Raw genomic sequence first — 17,807 nt, forward strand, 5'->3', positions numbered from 1 at the left:
AAGTGCGCGGAAAATACCACTCCCCGCGGGGAGTGGTATGTTGAGGACAACTTATTTGCGTTTGTAGTCGATGGACAGACCAAAGCCCTGGACACCGTCGCTACCCACGGTAACGCCGCCGTCTGCTCCCTCGAACGCCATTTTCGCTTCGGCGTTGGTGACAGGGATGACAAGGTCTTTATCGTTCCAGCTTTCGTTGACGATACCGCCGGTACCGGTACCTGCAATTTTACTGGTGCCGACGAATTTCCAGCGGTAGTCATACTGGTCGGTAACGTTTTCACCGGCATCATAGGTACCGTTGCCGTTCTTATCGCTCCACAGCAATACCTGATAGGTGGTATTCGTTTTGAGTGTCGTCCCTGAATTCTTCAACAGGTTGGTATTCGAATCTTTCTCATGAATAACCACATGGACGTTTTCATCCACCACCGGACCTTCCGGAATTTCGTCATCATCCGAACCACCGCCCGCATCGGTCGACAGGTCTTTCAACAGCAGTTCGGTTGCCACGGCAGGGTCACCGGTGGTAGTGGTTGGCGTGATTTTGATACCGATATAACGATCCGCATCAGCGGCCTGGATTTCATAACTGTCACCAGTACCAAGATCTTTGGGGTCGCTGCCATTCTGATCGCTAAAGCTCACCCATTTCACGGTGGCTTTAGTTGCCGTGTTGTCGGTGTCCAGGTCGCCTTCCGTATCGCCAATCGCCCAGTTCACCGTGACCTTATCGCCAACGTGGAACTGCTTATCGCCTTCGGTCACAATTTTACGATCGCCGCGATCGATAGTTACCGTTACGTGATCTTTGTCGGTATCCGCAGTTTTATCCGCCGCACGGGTAATCCACGGCACCGTACCCTGAATGGTGCCCGTCTGTTCAGAGACAATCTGCCACTGCCCCGATTTCAGATTACCGTTTGCCGCCACCGCTGGCGCGGCGCAATACCCGGCAACTACTAATGCTAAAGCGACCTTCGTCAGCCGCCGTTTTACTGTTGCTTGCATTCAGACTCTCCTTTTTCTCAAAATTCAGCGGCTGGCTGGTCAGCCACAACGCTGACGCTATTTCTGACTATACGTAACGCGTATGCCGTAACCCTGAACGCCATCTTCCACATTGGCGGCAAACTTCTGCGCCGCCTCTTTATTGGTTACTGGCAGGACAAGATCTTCATTCATGGTGTTGGCCAGCGCGCCGGTATGTCCGTTTGTACTCTGCCCGGTAAACTCCCACTGGTAGTCGTACAGCGCCATCTCTTCTTCCGTGAGCTGCTCGGACATCTGGAATACGCCGTCTTTATTTTTGTCGCGCCACAGCAGGAAACGGTAAGCATTATTGACCGTAGGGTGCTTATCTTCTTTGCCGATAAGGTTGACAGGGTTGGCGGCTTTGACCTGATAAATCACCGCATTCAGCGCGCTCAGGTTGTCGCCGATAAAAGTGACATCAACGTAGTTACTGTCGCCATAGGCGTCTGCTTTCGCCTTCCAGCGGAAAGTCCCCGGCAGGGTGCTGGAAAGCGTCACCGTCCCCGCTTCTTTGTCACGACTGGCAATAAACACGCAGGGGGTTTCCGTGGTGCAGGGCGTCTGGGCCAGCGTGACTTTTTTATCATTGCTGTCGTACAACACGGGCGTCATGGCATCGTCCACCAGTTCGTTACCATTGCGATCCGTGGAGTCGCCAAAGGAATCGGTGATCAGCAGATCCATCACCACGCCGTCTTCGCCATCGGCCAGCGCGCTGGCTTCATGGCTGTGATCGCTGCGATCGGTATCGGCAATGTTGTCGACGATCAGCTCAATTTTGCGATCCTGCTGGACGGTGATTTCCACCACGCCGGAGTTCTGCTTATTGCCCTTTTCATCTTCCAGCGTCATGCGTACTTTCCAGGTGTTCAGGGCGGTGCGCTGCTCTTCGGTATCGGCATTAACCCAGGCAGGAAGCACCAGATTCCAGCTGTTATTGTTGCCTTCGGTTAACGCATTAGCTTTTACCACCGGCATCACCAGCGTACGGGCGGCGTTGTTTTTCGCCTGCCAGGAGGCAGAAATAATTTTGTAATGGTGGTTAATCAGCGCGTTGACAGTCCATTTGCACTTTTCCAGACCAACAGCGGCCTCAGGCGTATCTTCAATCACGCATTCCGGGTGTTCATTGGTGGCGTCAGCCTTCAGCCACAACGTGACGTCCAGCGGATCTTTCTCGCGATATTCGAGAATGATGAAATTGTTACGATCGACAAAATCGGTGCGACTGCCCATTAAGGAGTGCTGAATTTTAACGTTTTCCGGATCGAGCTGCGCCGCCAGCGGCGTGCCTATCTGGTAGTTCACGGTCGCGTTAACGCTAAAGTCGTTACTATCGCCAGTACCGGCTTTGTAATCCGTACCAACCGTGACCAGCGGTACCGGCGTATATTCCAGCCCCAAAGTGACGGCATGAGGATCTTTTTGCAGATTATCGGTGCCAAACAGCGCTACTTCATCGCCGTAGTACTGTTCGTAAACTAATTTAGCGCCAAGCTGCGGATAAAACGGCAGCCAGCTTTCCATGCGGAAATCCCAGCCGCGCGCGGGTCGTTCTTCATAAAAGTCGAAATCTTCGGAGTCTTTCCAGTCAGAAAGAGGATGGTAATAGTTGCCGGAGAATTTCAGGTAATCCGTCCAGGCTTCGGTTCCCAGACCTAATCGACGGTGACCGCGCGTAAAATCGTAGTCATAGAATGCGTTGCCGCCAAGCAGCCAGTTGCCGACGTTCTGGCGAACGCCAAGCCCAAAGTTACCAATGGTGCGGTCTTCCTTACGCTGAGCCGAAATCTGGCTAAAGAAAAGCGTGCTCTGGTTGTCATACCAGGGAATAAAATAATCCAGCGAACTGCCGTCCAGATCGCCGCCTTCGCCCACGGACAGGCTGGTACGGATCTTGCCATAAGGTGACATTACACCTTCAAGATATGACTGTGCTGAGGAAGTGATTTGGTTTTGCAAATAGCTACGCGCCTGGGATTCCAGCGCTTCCGGGGTGAGATTATCAAAGCCCTGGGTGGCGGAATTAATAAAGTAGTCAGCGCCCTGTTCTTTAAAGGACTTTCCTTTATTTTCCTGTTCTTCTTTTTTCGCGGATTCGCTGGCTAAATCAGGCAGGGAGGAGTGGCTTTCATCATTTGCAGATGCAGAGTTATCTGCGCCAGAAGCCGCAACTGAGACTCCAGACACTAATAGCAAAACCAGAATGCGAATCCTTCGCACCATATGATATCCCTGTCGTTAAATAAACACGCCTCTATGAAAAGATATTATATGGATGATTCAGATGGAATCATAACTAACAGGCCTAAATATATTCCTAAAAAGAAAAGTTTAATATGAAACAGATTTATAATATTGATATAATAAATAAAAAGAAAGCTGTTATTTATTTCTAATATTAATTTTCGGGAATAATATTCCCTATAAATAGTTGAATCAATAAAAAGAATAAAATAACCGCCGGGCAGGATACTATGCTGATATTACGGGAGTATCGAATAACGCTTTTGCCCTTAGCCGGATAAGACGTCGGCGCCTCTGCTCTGCGGCGCAACGTCGACAGCGGTTTTATTGATCGGAAATGACGAAATGAACCCGTTTTTTTGAAATTAAACCATGACCGTTCTGGCAAAAATAGTCCACTGCGCCGCAGGCTTTCAAAACCTGTAACGGCTGGCGGCAGTCAGGACAAAGTGCCTGTAACGAGAAATCTTTAGCGCATGTCTCGCAATGGGCTGTATCGCCATTGCGCTCCAGCGCGTGATGGCAAACAGGGCAGATTATTTCCATAACATTCTCCTCAGGCGCGTGACTCGCTTTTCCTTGAAAGGCCTGATAGCGCTGCGCTTATCAGGCCTGGAATATTACTGAAAAAGCATTACTTGCTTTTCTTGATATGCTTCATCAGACGCTTACGTTTGCGCATTTGCGTTGGCGTCAGTGTGTTACGCTTGTTCGCATACGGGTTCTCCCCTTCTTTAAACTGAATGCGAATCGGCGTCCCCATCACTTCCAACGACTTGCGGAAGTAGTTCATCAGATAGCGCTTATAGGAGTCTGGCAGATCTTTTACCTGGTTACCGTGAATAACCACAATCGGCGGGTTATAGCCGCCAGCGTGGGCATATTTCAGTTTCACACGGCGACCGCGCACCAGCGGCGGCTGATGATCTTCCACCGCCATCGTCATGATACGGGTCAGCATCGCAGTGCTCACCCGGCGAGTGGAACTGTCGTAAGCCTCGCGTACGGACTCAAACAGGTTGCCGACACCGCTGCCGTGTAGCGCAGAGATAAAATGAACGCGGGCAAAATCAATAAAGCCCAGACGGAAATCCAGCGTCTCTTTCACCTGCTCTTTGACTTCCTGGCTCAGGCCATCCCATTTGTTGACTACGATAACGAGTGAGCGCCCACTATTGAGGATAAAGCCCAGCAGAGACAAGTCCTGGTCAGAGATCCCCTCGCGCGCATCGATGACCAACAGTACGACGTTAGCGTCTTCAATCGCCTGCAACGTTTTAATCACCGAGAACTTTTCTACCGCATCGGTGATTTTTCCGCGCTTACGCACCCCTGCCGTGTCAATCAGCACATATTCCCGTTCGTCGCGTTCCATCGGGATATAAATGCTGTCGCGAGTGGTGCCCGGCATGTCGTATACCACCACGCGCTCTTCGCCGAGAATACGGTTAGTGAGTGTGGACTTACCTACGTTCGGGCGACCAACAATCGCCAGCTTTATCGGCAGGCTTTGCGGGTCAAAATCATCTTCCGGCGCTTCTTCGCCATTTTGTTCCGCCTCGAACTGCGCCCAGTATTCCGCGTCTTCATCCACCTCTTCCTGCGGCGCGACATCATCCATCCACGGCAGAAGCACATGTTCCAGCAGGCTCAATACGCCGCGACCATGTGAGGCGGCGATAGGGTAAATTTCGCCTAATCCCAGCGAGTAAAAATCGACAACCGCCTGATCGGGATCGAGACCATCCGTTTTATTCGCCACCAGGAAGGTCGGTTTTTCACGGGAACGCAGATGTTTGGCAATCGCTTCATCCGCCGGCATCAGGCCAGCGCGCGCATCCACCATGAACAACACCACATCCGCTTCTTCAATCGCCAGCAGCGACTGTTCCGCCATCCGCGTTTCGACGCCGTCTTCGGTGCCGTCAATACCGCCGGTGTCGATACAGATAAACTCGCGGCCTTCAACCTCCGCACGACCGTACTTACGGTCACGAGTCAGACCCGGGAAATCCGCAACCAGCGCATCTCGGGTGCGGGTCAGACGGTTAAATAGCGTGGATTTTCCGACGTTAGGGCGCCCGACAAGCGCGACCACAGGTACCATGTTTAAAGCCTCATTAAAAAAATCATCAGACAACGCGCGCATTTTGCGCCATTGTTAAAAACAGGAAAACGGCCCCTACACCAGGAGCCGTTTTTTAAAACGCACAACCGTGACGATTAACGCGTAATCGCGTAGACCGTACCGTCTTTGGCCTGGATGAGCAGTTTACCATCCGCCACCGTCGGTTCGGTCAGGAAACCGGAACTGTCTACTTTTTGTTGGGCCACAAAACGCCCGTCATCAACATTAATCCAGTGCAGATAACCTTCGCTATCGCCGACGACTAAATCACCATTATACAGCACCGGGGAGGTCAGCAAACGGTGCAGCAGATCGCTTTGCGTCCACAGCGTTACGCCGCCGTCAGTGGTCAGCGCCAGCACGCGATCGTTCTGATCGACCAGGTAGATACGGTCGCCGTCGACGATAAAGTCATTGACCGAACCCAGCTCGCGTTTCCACATAATCTGACCGCTGCGCAGATCCAGCGCCGTTAAGTTACCATTATACGCCAACGCGTAAACGACGCCGTTTACCACAACCGGCGTGGTATCAACGTCGCTCAGACGGTCAATTTCCGTTGGGCCAGTGGCCTGGGAGATACGCTGTTGCCAAATCATCTGGCCTTGTTGCATCAACACGGCGCTGACGCGGCCATTGTCGCCACCAACGATAGCCGCGCCGAACGCGGTTGCCGGCGCAGATTCGCCGCGCAGCGACAGCGAAGGCATATCCAGGTTCACCGTCCATTTAATGGCGCCATCCGCCTGATTTAGCGCCTGCAACTGACCGTTGCTGGTATGGATAAGGACAATTCCATCACTGACAACCGGACGAGACAACGCTTCGCCTGCGACCTTCGTCTGCCATGCTGTGGTGCCGTCGCTGGTATTCAGCGCATAAACCTCGGCCTTTTCACTGCCGATATAGACGTGACCGCCCGCGACAGTGACGCCGCCGGACAACAGCGCGGACGAACGAGAGAACCAGCCGTCTTTCTCGCCCAGATTCACAGACCAGATCTCTTTGCCATCATCCGCATTGAGCGCTTTTACCACGCCCGCGCGATCGGCTGCATAGACCACGTTATCTGCCATTACCGGATGAAGGTTAGAATAAAATTCGCCAATTCCGTTACCGACAGAGGTGCTCCAGACAGTGGTCGGGGTAAACTGGTTTTCAACCTGCGGTAATGGAGACATCTTGACGACATCTTCTTCGCCGCTAAACAGTGAACAGCCGCTGAGCAGGGTAACGGAAAGCAACCCTGGCAGAAGTAATTTACGCAATTGCATCGGGTCCCTCTCAGATGGACAAATTATTGATTTTCATCTGCATCATTTCGCTCAACGCCGGAGAAGCATCGCTATTGACGCCCGCTTCCCATGCGCTGCGCGCGCCTTTTTTATCACCCTTACTCAGCAACGCTTCGCCGCGCAAATCAGCGACAATGGCTGTCCATCCTTCGCCTTTAACGGCATCCAGAGTTTTCAGCGCGGCGTCGGCTTGCTTAAGCTGCAACTGAACGCGAGCGAGACGCAGATTAATCACCGCTTTGAGATTTTCATCGCTGGTGGCCGCCAACCCCTGCTGCAACTGGGCTTCGGCTTTTTTAAGTTCATTCTTATCCACAAACTGCTGCGCCAGTTCCATAGACGCCAGCGCACCATAGGTATTTTTATTCTCAGCCGCGAATTTTTCAGCGGCGGGAATGCTATCCGGCTTATCGGCGCTTACCGCCGTCACCGCATTTTGATACGCCAGAGAAGCAGCACGCGCGGACTCCGTCTGATGGCTGCTCCAGTAACGCCAGCCAACCAGCGCGCCAACCCCTAAAATCACTCCGACAGCCAGCGCTTTGCCGTTTTCGGCAAAGAAGCGTTTAATCGCATCCACCTGGTCGTGTTCGTTCTCGTAAATTTCCACGCTGTCCTTCTCCTTAGCCCAATAAAGTGCGCAAATGCGCGGCGACGCTGTCCTGCGCCACTGCCGTTTGCTCACCGGAGCGCAAATCCTTCACTACAACAGTCCCATCGGCGACTTCAGATTCGCCAAGAACCAGTGCAATACGGGCGCCCCACTTATCGGCGCGGGCAAACTGTTTCTTAAAGTTGCCGCCGCCGTGGTTTGTCATTAGCTTCACGCCTGGCATTTCATCGCGCAGCCGCTCCGCCAGCGTCATTGCCGCAGACTGCGTTTGTGCGCCGGCAGCTACCAGGTATATATCGACAACAGGAGAGGCAATAAATTCCGGATTAACTGCCTGAACTAACAAAACAAGTCGTTCCAGGCCCATCGCAAAGCCCACTGCCGGGGTAGCGCGACCGCCCAGTTGTTCCACCAGACCATCATAACGACCACCCGCACAGACGGTACCCTGTGACCCCAGACTGTTTGTTACCCATTCAAATACGGTGCGGTTGTAGTAATCCAGACCGCGTACCAGACGCTGGTTGACGGTGTAGGCAATCCCCGCCGCGTCCAACAATTTACACAGGCCGGCAAAGTGCTCGCGTGAATCGTCATCGAGATAGTCGCCGAGAGCGGGCGCGTCGTTGAGCAGCGCCTGCACGTCCGGATTTTTTGAATCCAGCACGCGCAGCGGATTGGTATACATACGGCGTTTGCAGTCTTCGTCCAGCGTCTCTTGATGCTGTTCGAGGAACGCGACCAGCGCATCGCGATAGTTCGCACGCGCCTCTAAGGAACCAATAGAGTTCAGCTCCAGGCTAACGTGTTCAGCGATGCCCAGCGCGCGCCACCAGCGTGCGGTCAGCATAATCAGTTCCGCGTCGATATCCGGGCCTTGTAAGCCAAAGACTTCGGCACCTAGCTGGTGGAACTGACGGTAGCGGCCTTTTTGCGGACGCTCATGACGGAACATCGGCCCGATATACCACAAACGCTGTTCCTGATTGTACAGGAGACCATGTTCGATGCCGGCGCGTACACAGCCCGCCGTACCTTCAGGGCGCAATGTCAGGCTATCGCCGTTGCGATCCTCAAAGGTGTACATCTCTTTTTCAACCACGTCAGTAACTTCACCGATCGCGCGTTTGAATAACGGAGTCTGCTCTACAATCGGCAAGCGGATTTCACTGTAACCGTAGCTGCCGAGCACGTTTTTGAGTGTGCCTTCAATGCGCTGCCAGATGGCGGTTTCGCCAGGCAGATAATCGTTCATGCCGCGAATGGCTTGAATGTTTTTTGCCACGTTTATTCTCTTTCTGAATATAAAAATGAACCCTCAGCGCTTCCCCGAACGAACCGGGAGCCATGCGGGTTCAATCATACACGGGAAGCGCGCCGCTTCCCATCACGTTCTTATTTTTCAACCTGCAACACGTCAATCCGACGCGCTTCATCAAGTTGACTTGCTTTCGCGCGAATACGGGATTCAAGCTGCGCGATCATATCGTCGTTATCGAGTCTGTCCTTACGCACGCCGTCTTCATACAGGCCGCTTTTCTTATTGCCGCCCGTCACGCCCAGCGTCGATACCAGCGCTTCGCCCGGCCCGTTCACTACGCAACCGATGATCGAGACGTCCATCGGGGTGATGATATCTTCCAGACGCTGCTCCAGCGCGTTCACCGTGCCGATAACGTCGAACTCCTGACGAGAACAGGTCGGGCAGGCGATGAAATTGATGCCGCGCGCGCGAATGCGCAGCGACTTCAGGATATCAAAACCGACTTTGATCTCTTCCACCGGGTCGGCGGCCAACGATACGCGCAGCGTGTCGCCGATGCCTTCCGATAACAGCAGACCTAAACCGATCGCCGACTTGACCGCCCCGCTACGCGCGCCGCCCGCTTCGGTGATCCCCAGATGCAGCGGCTGATCGATCTGTTTAGCCAACAAACGATAAGACTCAACGGCAAGGAATACATCGGACGCTTTTACGCTCACTTTGAACTGATCAAAGTTGAGACGATCGAGATGATCGACATGGCGCATGGCTGATTCCAGCAACGCCTGCGGCGTCGGCTCACCGTATTTTTCCTGCAGATCTTTTTCCAGCGATCCGGCGTTTACGCCGATACGAATAGGGATGTTTTTGTCGCGCGCGCAGTCCACCACCATACGAATACGTTCTTCGTTACCGATATTGCCGGGGTTGATACGCAAGCAGTCAACGCCGTATTCCGCTACTTTCAGCGCAATGCGGTAGTCGAAGTGAATATCGGCAACCAGCGGGACGTTAACCTGCTGTTTGATAAGCTTGAACGCTTCGGCGGCGTCCATTGTCGGTACAGAAACACGAACAATATCTGCGCCAACGCGCTCCAGCGCTTTGATCTGATTAACCGTCGCTTCCACGTCAGTGGTACGCGTGTTAGTCATCGACTGGACGGCGATAGGGGCGCCATCGCCAATCGGCACATTCCCAACGTAAATACGTGTCGATTTTCTACGTTGAATCGGAGCCTGGTTATGCATGAAAAACCTCCCGCGTTACCCGTCTGTTACTGCGCCGGTGTCGGTTCGGCATTAAGGGTCAGACGCGCAACCTGATTAGTTCTGATAAAGCGGCTCAGATCGACAGGTTTTCCTTGATACTGGATCTGCACCGCGGCCGGCGCGCCAATTTTAAGTTTATAAGGCGCCTGACCGGTTAGGTTTAAATTACCATCTTTACGCTGCATACCGCTAAACAGCTTCTTACCCGTGGCGTCAGTGACTTCGAGCCAGCAGTCAGCGGTAAAATTCATCACCAGCGCGTTCGGATCGGCAGCAGGCGCCGCTACGCCAGCCTGACTGGTCGGCAGCGCGGACGGCGTTTCCGTTGCCGCTGGCGCGGCAGATGTCGCAGCCGTATCGACATTCGCCTGCGAAGGCGCGACTACCGTATTTTGCGTTGCCGCCGCCGTTGGCGCTGGCGTTTGCGTCGCCGCCGTCGAATCAACCGGCGTCGCAGGAGCCGGAGCCGTTTGCGCTGGCGTCGTATCCTGGCTTGTCGCGGCACCGGTGTCCAGCGGTACGCTTTGGCCGCTGTCTTTATCTGCGTTCAGTTCAGCCGTGCTTTGATCGGCCATTGTTGTGATCTCTTCCTGCTGCGCCTTGTGGTTCTGCCACCACCAGGCGCCGGTCAGCCCTACGACCACAAACAGTACCAGCCAGGTAAAAGACATTAACCAGCCGTCGCGTTTTTTACGACGCTTTCCTAATGAGAAACTCTGCATCGGGGCGACTTTGGCGGCGCGCAGCGGGGCCTGCTTTTCCAGCCCCGGCAGCAGTTCCTCTTCTGGAACATGCACCAGACGCGCATATGAGCGGATATATCCGCGCAGGAAGGTTGAAGCAAGATCGGACGGCGCCTTATCTTCTTCAATATCGCGTACCGTAGAAACCTTCAGGCAAAGTCGCTCAGCGACAGCCTGCTGGCTGAGTCCGAGTTGTTCACGGGCATTGCGCAGACGAACGCCGGTGGTTTGTGCTTCATTTTGGTCGTGCGTGGCTTCAGTATTCATTCGCTACAGCTACAGGTACGTGTAAATTAGGATTCAGGCGCCGACGAGCCGTAATGCCCGCCCACACCGCGAAACATCAGGTTAGTTAACCTTAGTCAGACAGTATAAGCCTGTCAGGCCGCAGATGACAAAACCGCTAAGACACAAGGCTAAACTCTTGTTGCACCATTACATACTGCCTTAAAGTCGACAAAAACGCACCGTTATTATTGACCAGACAAGTACAACGCCAGACATTATTCAACTGACATTGCGCCACGGTATAATGAATGCCCCGTGGCACAACTGCTATCAAATAGCCTTGATGTCAATCACCTCTCCCTGCATACGCTTACGCAGGGTACGTTTAGTACGGTCAATCACATCGCCTGCCAACTGTCCGCATGCCGCATCAATGTCATCGCCACGCGTCTTGCGTACGATGGTCGTGAAACCATAACTCATCAAAACTTTAGAAAAGCGATCGATACGGCTGTTAGAGCTGCGGCCATACGGCGCGCCAGGGAACGGGTTCCACGGAATCAGATTAATCTTACAAGGCGTCTCTTTTAGTAGCTCCGCCAGTTGATGCGCGTGTTCAGTGCCGTCGTTAACGTGGTCAAGCATTACGTATTCAATCGTCACGCGCCCCTGATTGGCGTTGGATTTCTCCAGATAGCGGCGAACCGCGCCCAGGAACGTTTCGATATTGTATTTTTTGTTGATCGGGACGATTTCGTCGCGAATAGTGTCATTCGGCGCATGTAAGGAGATAGCCAGCGCGACATCTATCATATCGCCCAGTTTATCCAGCGCAGGCACCACGCCTGACGTTGAGAGCGTGACACGACGTTTGGACAGGCCGAAACCAAAGTCATCGAGCATAATTTCCATCGCCGGTACGACATTGGTCAGGTTAAGCAATGGCTCGCCCATCCCCATCATGACCACGTTGGTGATCGGACGCTGGCCGGTGACTTTGGCCGCGCCGACGATTTTCGCCGCACGCCAGACCTGACCGATAATTTCCGATACGCGCAGGTTGCGGTTAAAGCCCTGCTGCGCAGTTGAACAAAACTTGCACTCCAGCGCGCATCCTACCTGTGAAGAGACACACAGCGTAGCGCGGTCATCCTCCGGGATGTAGACCGTTTCAACGCGCTGATCGCCGACAGCAATCGCCCACTTAATGGTGCCGTCTGAGGAACGCTGCTCTTCAACGACCTCCGGCGCGCGGATTTCCGCGACCTCTTTTAATTTGCCGCGCAACACTTTGTTGATGTCGGTCATCTCATCAAAATTATCGCAGCAATAGTGATACATCCATTTCATCACCTGATCGGCGCGGAAAGGCTTTTCACCTAAGTTTTTAAAAAACTCGCGCATCTGCTGACGGTTGAGATCCAGCAGGTTGATTTTTGTTTCGTTGTTAAGAACTACCGGGGTACTGCTTTCAGGTGTGACAATTTGTTCAGACATATGCTATTCCGGCCTCGTTATTACACGTTATGGCCCCTGGAGGGTTGAAAAAAGAAACGCCCCGGTAAGCTTACTGCTCGTCCGGGGGCGCTGCATTGTACAAATTCTGGCGTAAGGATGCCACGTCTGCACGCGGCATTAGCAAAAATAATATTTGAACCGATAATTTATCGCCAACGCATTTGCAGCGTGAAAGACGAAGGAGATTAACGGGTGCGCGGGCACACTTCGCCTTCACCGAAGAAAAAGGCGATTTCGCGCTGCGCGGATTCCAGCGAATCCGAACCGTGGGTGCCGTTTTCAGTTAAGCTATCAGCGTAGTCGGCGCGCAGCGTACCCGCCAACGCGTTCGCCGGATTGGTGGCGCCAAGCAGATCGCGGTGACGCTGCACCGCATTTTCACTTTCCAGCACGGATACCACGATAGGGCCAGAGGTCATGAACTCCACCAGACCGTCAAAGAACGGTTTGCCGTCGTGCTCAGCATAGAAGCCGCGCGCCTGCTCAACGGTCAGGTGCAGCATTTTAGTGCCAACAATTTTGAACCCTGCAGCTTCAAAGCGCGCAAAGATGCTGCCAATAACGTTTTTTGCCACCGCGTTGGGTTTAATGATGGAAAAAGTCCGTTCAATAGCCATGTTTACCTCTGAAATATGTTCTGTTGTTATGTCAGGCGCGGATTATAAAGAGCATCCCATCAATTGCCTATGGATGCAGGTAACATTTTTTTAAAATAAAATGAGCATTAGCAACAAAAGTTAAAGGCGCACAGCAAACTCAGGGGACTGACACAGCACGCAGTGCGTGTGTTCAGGCGTGAGAGCATGGAAAGTACGTTTGCAGCTTTCGCAGGTGAGCGTATACGCCGCACTATGCCGCGTTAAGGCGGGTTCCACGTCAAACCGCAGCCGCAGCGCCTGATGCGGACATACCGCCGCACAGCCGCCGCATCCCGTACAACGCGCCGCCGCTATCGTCAGGGTATTGTCGTCAAACTGGATAACGTTCTCCGGGCAGCTTCGCCAGCAGGCGCCGCACATCCTGCACTCTTGCGGACTGATTTCGGGTACGCATTCGCTGAACGCGGAAAACGCCTGTCTGAGACGCCGTTTCCCCGGCTCGACGGCGCACGGGGTAATGGCGTCGCGCGGAACATGAAACAGAGTGCGCCGCGAGGCGTTAATCTCCGCGCCGACAACGTGTTTGAAAGACCAGCCCGGCTCGCCGTAGCGGCGCAGCGCTAAATTTAGCCCCGCCAGCGCCATCAGCCACTGCGCCGATCGCTCCACCGCAATATCAATAAAGCGAATACCGTACTGGCTGTGCCAGAGAAGCAGTTCATCGACCGTTGGCGCCTGTAGCGAAAACGGCCCCACCAACGTATCCCCCTGCACAAAGCGTTTAACCGGTTTGATACCGGTAATGGCGTCAACAGGACAGACAAACAGACAGTCGCCACAGGCTATGCAGCGTGTCGTATCTATGCTGACCTGCCCCTGCGCCAGCGAAAACGCCTGCGCCGGACAAACATCGGCGCAAGCGCGGCAGGAAGAAAAACGAAAGCGACGACGGACGCAGGCCTGCGTCACGTCTACCGCCGGATCGATCGTCAGGTTAACCATCAGCCAATACTAAAGAAGACGTAGCGCAGCATAATCTCGCCGAGAAGCAGCAATACGCTGCCCGCCACCAGAGTCCCTCTGGCGTTTCGCAGACCGCCTGCGGCAAAGCAGAGCATTCCCGCCGCTGAGACACACCAGCCGAGAAGATAGATGTCGCGCAACTGCGCCAGCGCCTGTAGCGGATGATGCGGGAAAGTGACGACCGTCGTATCCACTGCATTAATATCCGCCAACCATAGCGGCTGCATGATCAGGCGAATCAGCACCATCAGTGCGACCACCACCACAGCGCAGCGCATTGCGGCGCCAGCGTTGCGCAGATAAGCCAGCGCAATGACTACCGAGCCGATAATGCCTGACGTGCCAAAGAACAGCGCCAGCGTGTTGCTATGCTGCCAGGTCGCCACCGAGGCATGGATATAAACCTGCGCCATGCAGAATACATCCACCAGCCCGAACGCTGCCGCCAGCGCCAGCAGCGGCTGCCAGCCTGGCTTTCGGAAAAACAGCAGCACAACCCCTAGCCCCAGCGCCGCCAGATAAAGGCTGGCAAAGACGATTTCGCGACTCAGCCACGAACTGGCGACATGACGTAACGCATTTAGCGCATTCAGGGGATAGCCCATGTGTAGCGCTGAAGCAAGTAGCCCTACGCAGGCCAGTACAAACGCCCCCGCCATCGCGGGAAGCGCGCCGTGTGCAGGCACCCGTCCCTCTACGGCGTACTGGCGGCCCAACGCCAGCCACAGAGTCACACCCACAGACCCTTGCAAACAGAGCGTAAAAATCAGCAGCGGTAACTCATGCATGGCGTTTACCCTCTTTTTCTGCGCCCTGATGCGCTTTGACAACCAGATTAGGTTTGGTTATGGATGAATCTGGCAGCCCGTTAACGTCGCATACGCTACCGTACTTCGCGCGCAGTTCATCAATCGGGCCAAACTTGATGGCCTCCAGCGGACAGGTCGCGACACAGACGGGCGGTTCACCTTTCGCCAGTAAATCAACGCACATGTCGCACTTGGACATTTGGCCGGTCTGCTCGTTAAGCTGCGGCGCGCCATAAGGGCAGGACCAGGCGCAATAGCCACAGCCGACGCATTTGTCGGTATCAACGCGCACAATGCCGTCGCCCGGGCGTTTATGCATAGCGGTAGTCGGGCAATTTTTGGTGCAGACAGGGTCCTCACAGTGGTTGCAGGAAATAGAAAGCGTATAAGCAAATACGTTATTGCTGACCCCGCCCTGCCCGGTCGGGATGAAACTTCCGCCCTTGACTTCATAGACGCGGCGGAAACGACGGCCTACTTCCAGATTATTTTTGTCTTTGCAGGCCACCTGGCAGGCTTTACAACCGGAGCAGCGTGAGGAGTCGATGAAAAATCCCAGTTGTTTATCGCTCACCGGCGGGTAATGTGTAAACTGACTCATGCTTTAGCCACCTCCACCAGCATGGTTTGATGTGAATTCCCCTTCGCCAGGGCGGTAATACGGGCCGAGCTGAGGACGTTCGCACAGCCGCCTTTATCAATACCGTTCTCATCCGGCTGCCACCAGGCGCCGGCCTGCATCGCGACAACGCCGGGAATAATGCGCGGCGTCACTTCCGCCGGGATTTCGCAAATCCCGCGTGAGTTATGAATACGCACCATGTCGCCATGCGCAATGCCGCGCGTTTGCGCGTCCTGCGGGTTGATCCACAATGTCTGCTGCTGCACTTCAATCAGCCACGGGTTAGCGTATTGCGTTGAGTTGGCGCGGTTTTTTCCTTTCCACGTAATTAACTGGAGCGGAAAATCTTTCGCCAGCGCATCCTCCGGGCCTTCATGCGCGGGAACGTAGTGCGATAACGCCGGGATTTCCGGATGCTGCATGTCGTACAGGCGCTTCGAGAAGATCTCTATTTTCCCTGACGGCGTCGGGAACGGATGATTTTCCGGATCGCGAATATTGTCTTCAAAGGCGATAAATGGCGCGCTTTTGAACAGATGCTGACGGGTCTTTTGCAGCGTGGCGAAATCCGGCAGATTTTCGTCCGGCATCGCCAGGCGCGTCTGTTCCCAGATGTGTTCAATCCACGCTTTCTCATCGCGCCCCTGGCTAAATTCATTCTCAATGCCTAATTTCGCCGCCACCTCACGTAGCCAGTCGTAGTCGGAGCGACGCTCAAATTCAGGCTCGATCAGTTTTTCAGAGAGTATCAGGTAGCTTGCCGTGCCCCAGGTTTCACCGATGTTCCAGCGTTCCATAAAGCTGGTTTCCGGCAGCAGTAGATCAGCGTATTTCGCGCTCGGCGTCATAAACAGATCGCTGGCGACAATAAACTGGATCTTTGATTCATCCTCCAGTACGCGTACCGCCTGGTGCAGATCGGGGTTCTGATTCGCCAGATAGTTCCCGGCCAGCGAGAACAGAATACGGATGTTACTGTCCAGCTTATCGGCATCTTTCAGCCCCATATCCGGCGTCACTTTGCTGGCGTCGTCTGCGGCCTGCACCCAGTTCATCACCGAAATTTTGGCTTTTACCGGGTTATCCGGCATCTCCGGACCCGCGGCGAATTTACGGTTAGCGCAGCCGCCGTAACCCGCAGCCCAACCGCCTTTGATGCCGACATTACCGGTAATGGTTGCCAGCAGGGTCGAGCCGCGCGCGGTGCGCTCGCCGCAGTTGTGGCGCTGTGGCCCCCACCCCTGAATCAACGCGGCAGGTTTGGTATTTGCGTAATCACGCGCTAACTGGCGAATGGTTTGCGCCGGCACATGGGTGATCTTTTCTGCCCACTCGGGGGACTTAACGACACCGTCTTTGACGCCAGTCAGATACGCCACCAGCGATTCGTTAGCCGGTACGCCTTCCGGCATTGAGTCTTCGTCAAAACCGATAGCGTAGCGCGCAATAAATGCGCGATCGTGCAGATTCTCGCTGATGATGACGTACATCATCGCGTCCATCAGCGCATTGTCGGTAGTGGGCAGTAGCGGGATCCACTGATCCGCCAGCGACGAAACGGTGTCGGAATAGCGCGGATCGACCACGATAAACCGCGTACCGTTCTGCTTCATCTTCTGCAAGAAATAGTTGGTATGACCAAAAATGGTCTCCGTCGGGTTATGGCCCCACAGAATCACCAGTTTGGTCTCCAAAAGCGTATCCAGCGAACTGCCGCTGGCGGCAATGCCGTAAGTATAAGGCGTCGCGGCCGCCGTGTTGCCCATACTCACCGAATGGTAGCTTTCGAGATAGCCGCCGGTCAGATTCAACAGGCGACGCGCCATTTTATCGCCGGAAAAGGTGCCGCCGGAAACGGCGGTACCAACATGAACATAGCGCGAAGCCGGGCCATATTTTTCAGTAATCGATTTTAAATTATCGGCGATTAAGGTTGTCGCTTCATCCCAGGAAATTCGCTCGAATTTTCCTTCACCGCGTTTTCCTACGCGCTTCATGGGATATTTAAGTCTGTCAGGATGATAAACAAATTTACGGTATGCGCGTCCACGAACACAGGCACGCATCACCGGCATTTGCGCATCCAGCGCATTATCCGGTCGCGTTGAAATTCGCGTCACGATACCGTCACTAACATGCGCCCGAATATCGCATTTGCCCCCGCAGTCAAAAGTGCTGCATGTCTGAACGACTTTTTCCGCAGGCCTGTTTTCAGTTGCCGTCACAGCGCGCGCCTGAGCGGTAGCTGGCGAGGAGACAAACGGTAACGCAATAAGCGCGGAGCTGGCCTGGATAAAGTGGCGGCGAGAAATAGCGGGCTGTTCGCCATTTCCCTGGCTTTTTATATTTTTCATGATCCGACTCGTCAAATAAAAACCCATTCTCACGTTTTTATGCGCTGGTTCTCTTGAT

Annotated in this window: 15 protein-coding genes; all 15 read right to left on the minus strand. The window is 54.1% G+C overall.

Annotated features, from left to right (window positions below; translation table 11 throughout):
• Nucleotides 1-51: 51 nt before the first annotated feature.
• The 15 genes from J4617_RS14870 to J4617_RS14940 all read right to left on the minus strand — a co-directional run bounded on the left by J4617_RS14870 (nt 52) and on the right by J4617_RS14940 (nt 17,749).
• On the minus strand, nt 52-1,011 hold the full coding sequence (locus tag J4617_RS14870) for a SinI family autotransporter-associated protein (protein WP_001149065.1): 960 nt from the start codon (nt 1,009-1,011) through the stop codon (nt 52-54).
• Nucleotides 1,012-1,068: 57 nt separating this feature from the next.
• Nucleotides 1,069-3,261 (minus strand): intimin-like inverse autotransporter SinH, encoded by a 2,193-nt coding sequence (gene sinH, locus J4617_RS14875; RefSeq protein ID WP_000252217.1) that lies wholly within the window; start codon nt 3,259-3,261, stop codon nt 1,069-1,071.
• Between the two features lie 345 nt (nt 3,262-3,606).
• Nucleotides 3,607-3,828 (minus strand): zinc ribbon domain-containing protein, encoded by a 222-nt coding sequence (locus tag J4617_RS14880; protein ID WP_017466002.1) that lies wholly within the window; start codon nt 3,826-3,828, stop codon nt 3,607-3,609.
• An 88-nt stretch (nt 3,829-3,916) separates the two neighbouring features.
• On the minus strand, nt 3,917-5,389 hold the full coding sequence (gene der / locus J4617_RS14885) for a ribosome biogenesis GTPase Der (protein WP_000249411.1): 1,473 nt from the start codon (nt 5,387-5,389) through the stop codon (nt 3,917-3,919).
• Between the two features lie 116 nt (nt 5,390-5,505).
• A complete protein-coding gene (gene bamB, locus J4617_RS14890) occupies nt 5,506-6,684 on the minus strand; it encodes an outer membrane protein assembly factor BamB (protein ID WP_001177072.1) in 1,179 nt (392 codons plus the stop codon).
• Nucleotides 6,685-6,694: 10 nt separating this feature from the next.
• Nucleotides 6,695-7,315, minus strand: coding sequence for a YfgM family protein (locus J4617_RS14895; RefSeq protein WP_000409190.1), 621 nt, complete (start codon nt 7,313-7,315; stop codon nt 6,695-6,697).
• Nucleotides 7,316-7,328: 13 nt separating this feature from the next.
• The gene (hisS, locus tag J4617_RS14900; protein WP_001107141.1) at nt 7,329-8,603 is read right to left on the minus strand and encodes a histidine--tRNA ligase; all 1,275 of its coding nucleotides are present in this window, start codon (nt 8,601-8,603) and stop codon (nt 7,329-7,331) included.
• 110 nt (nt 8,604-8,713) lie between these two features.
• Nucleotides 8,714-9,832, minus strand: coding sequence for a flavodoxin-dependent (E)-4-hydroxy-3-methylbut-2-enyl-diphosphate synthase (ispG, locus tag J4617_RS14905; RefSeq protein ID WP_000551804.1), 1,119 nt, complete (start codon nt 9,830-9,832; stop codon nt 8,714-8,716).
• 26 nt (nt 9,833-9,858) lie between these two features.
• Nucleotides 9,859-10,863 (minus strand): cytoskeleton protein RodZ, encoded by a 1,005-nt coding sequence (rodZ, locus tag J4617_RS14910; protein ID WP_001090890.1) that lies wholly within the window; start codon nt 10,861-10,863, stop codon nt 9,859-9,861.
• Nucleotides 10,864-11,154: 291 nt separating this feature from the next.
• Nucleotides 11,155-12,321 (minus strand): bifunctional tRNA (adenosine(37)-C2)-methyltransferase TrmG/ribosomal RNA large subunit methyltransferase RlmN, encoded by a 1,167-nt coding sequence (locus tag J4617_RS14915; protein ID WP_000003206.1) that lies wholly within the window; start codon nt 12,319-12,321, stop codon nt 11,155-11,157.
• Nucleotides 12,322-12,527: 206 nt separating this feature from the next.
• Nucleotides 12,528-12,959, minus strand: a complete 432-nt coding sequence (gene ndk / locus J4617_RS14920) for a nucleoside-diphosphate kinase (protein WP_000963846.1) — start codon at nt 12,957-12,959, stop codon at nt 12,528-12,530.
• 120 nt (nt 12,960-13,079) lie between these two features.
• Nucleotides 13,080-13,943, minus strand: a complete 864-nt coding sequence (locus tag J4617_RS14925; RefSeq protein WP_017466003.1) for a 4Fe-4S binding protein — start codon at nt 13,941-13,943, stop codon at nt 13,080-13,082.
• On the minus strand, nt 13,943-14,752 hold the full coding sequence (locus J4617_RS14930; protein WP_001748975.1) for a dimethyl sulfoxide reductase anchor subunit family protein: 810 nt from the start codon (nt 14,750-14,752) through the stop codon (nt 13,943-13,945). Before J4617_RS14930 ends, J4617_RS14925 begins: the two co-directional genes overlap by 1 nt.
• Complete coding sequence (locus tag J4617_RS14935) at nt 14,745-15,374, minus strand: DMSO/selenate family reductase complex B subunit (protein WP_017466004.1); 630 nt, start codon at nt 15,372-15,374, stop codon at nt 14,745-14,747. The genes J4617_RS14930 and J4617_RS14935 overlap by 8 nt, the downstream gene beginning before the upstream one ends.
• Nucleotides 15,371-17,749, minus strand: coding sequence for a DMSO/selenate family reductase complex A subunit (locus J4617_RS14940; RefSeq protein WP_023198693.1), 2,379 nt, complete (start codon nt 17,747-17,749; stop codon nt 15,371-15,373). The genes J4617_RS14935 and J4617_RS14940 overlap by 4 nt, the downstream gene beginning before the upstream one ends.
• Nucleotides 17,750-17,807 lie beyond the last annotated feature (58 nt).

Origin of the sequence: Salmonella sp. 32010601201800023SM, assembly GCF_017572235.1 — a bacterium.
Classification (GTDB): domain Bacteria; phylum Pseudomonadota; class Gammaproteobacteria; order Enterobacterales; family Enterobacteriaceae; genus Salmonella; species Salmonella enterica.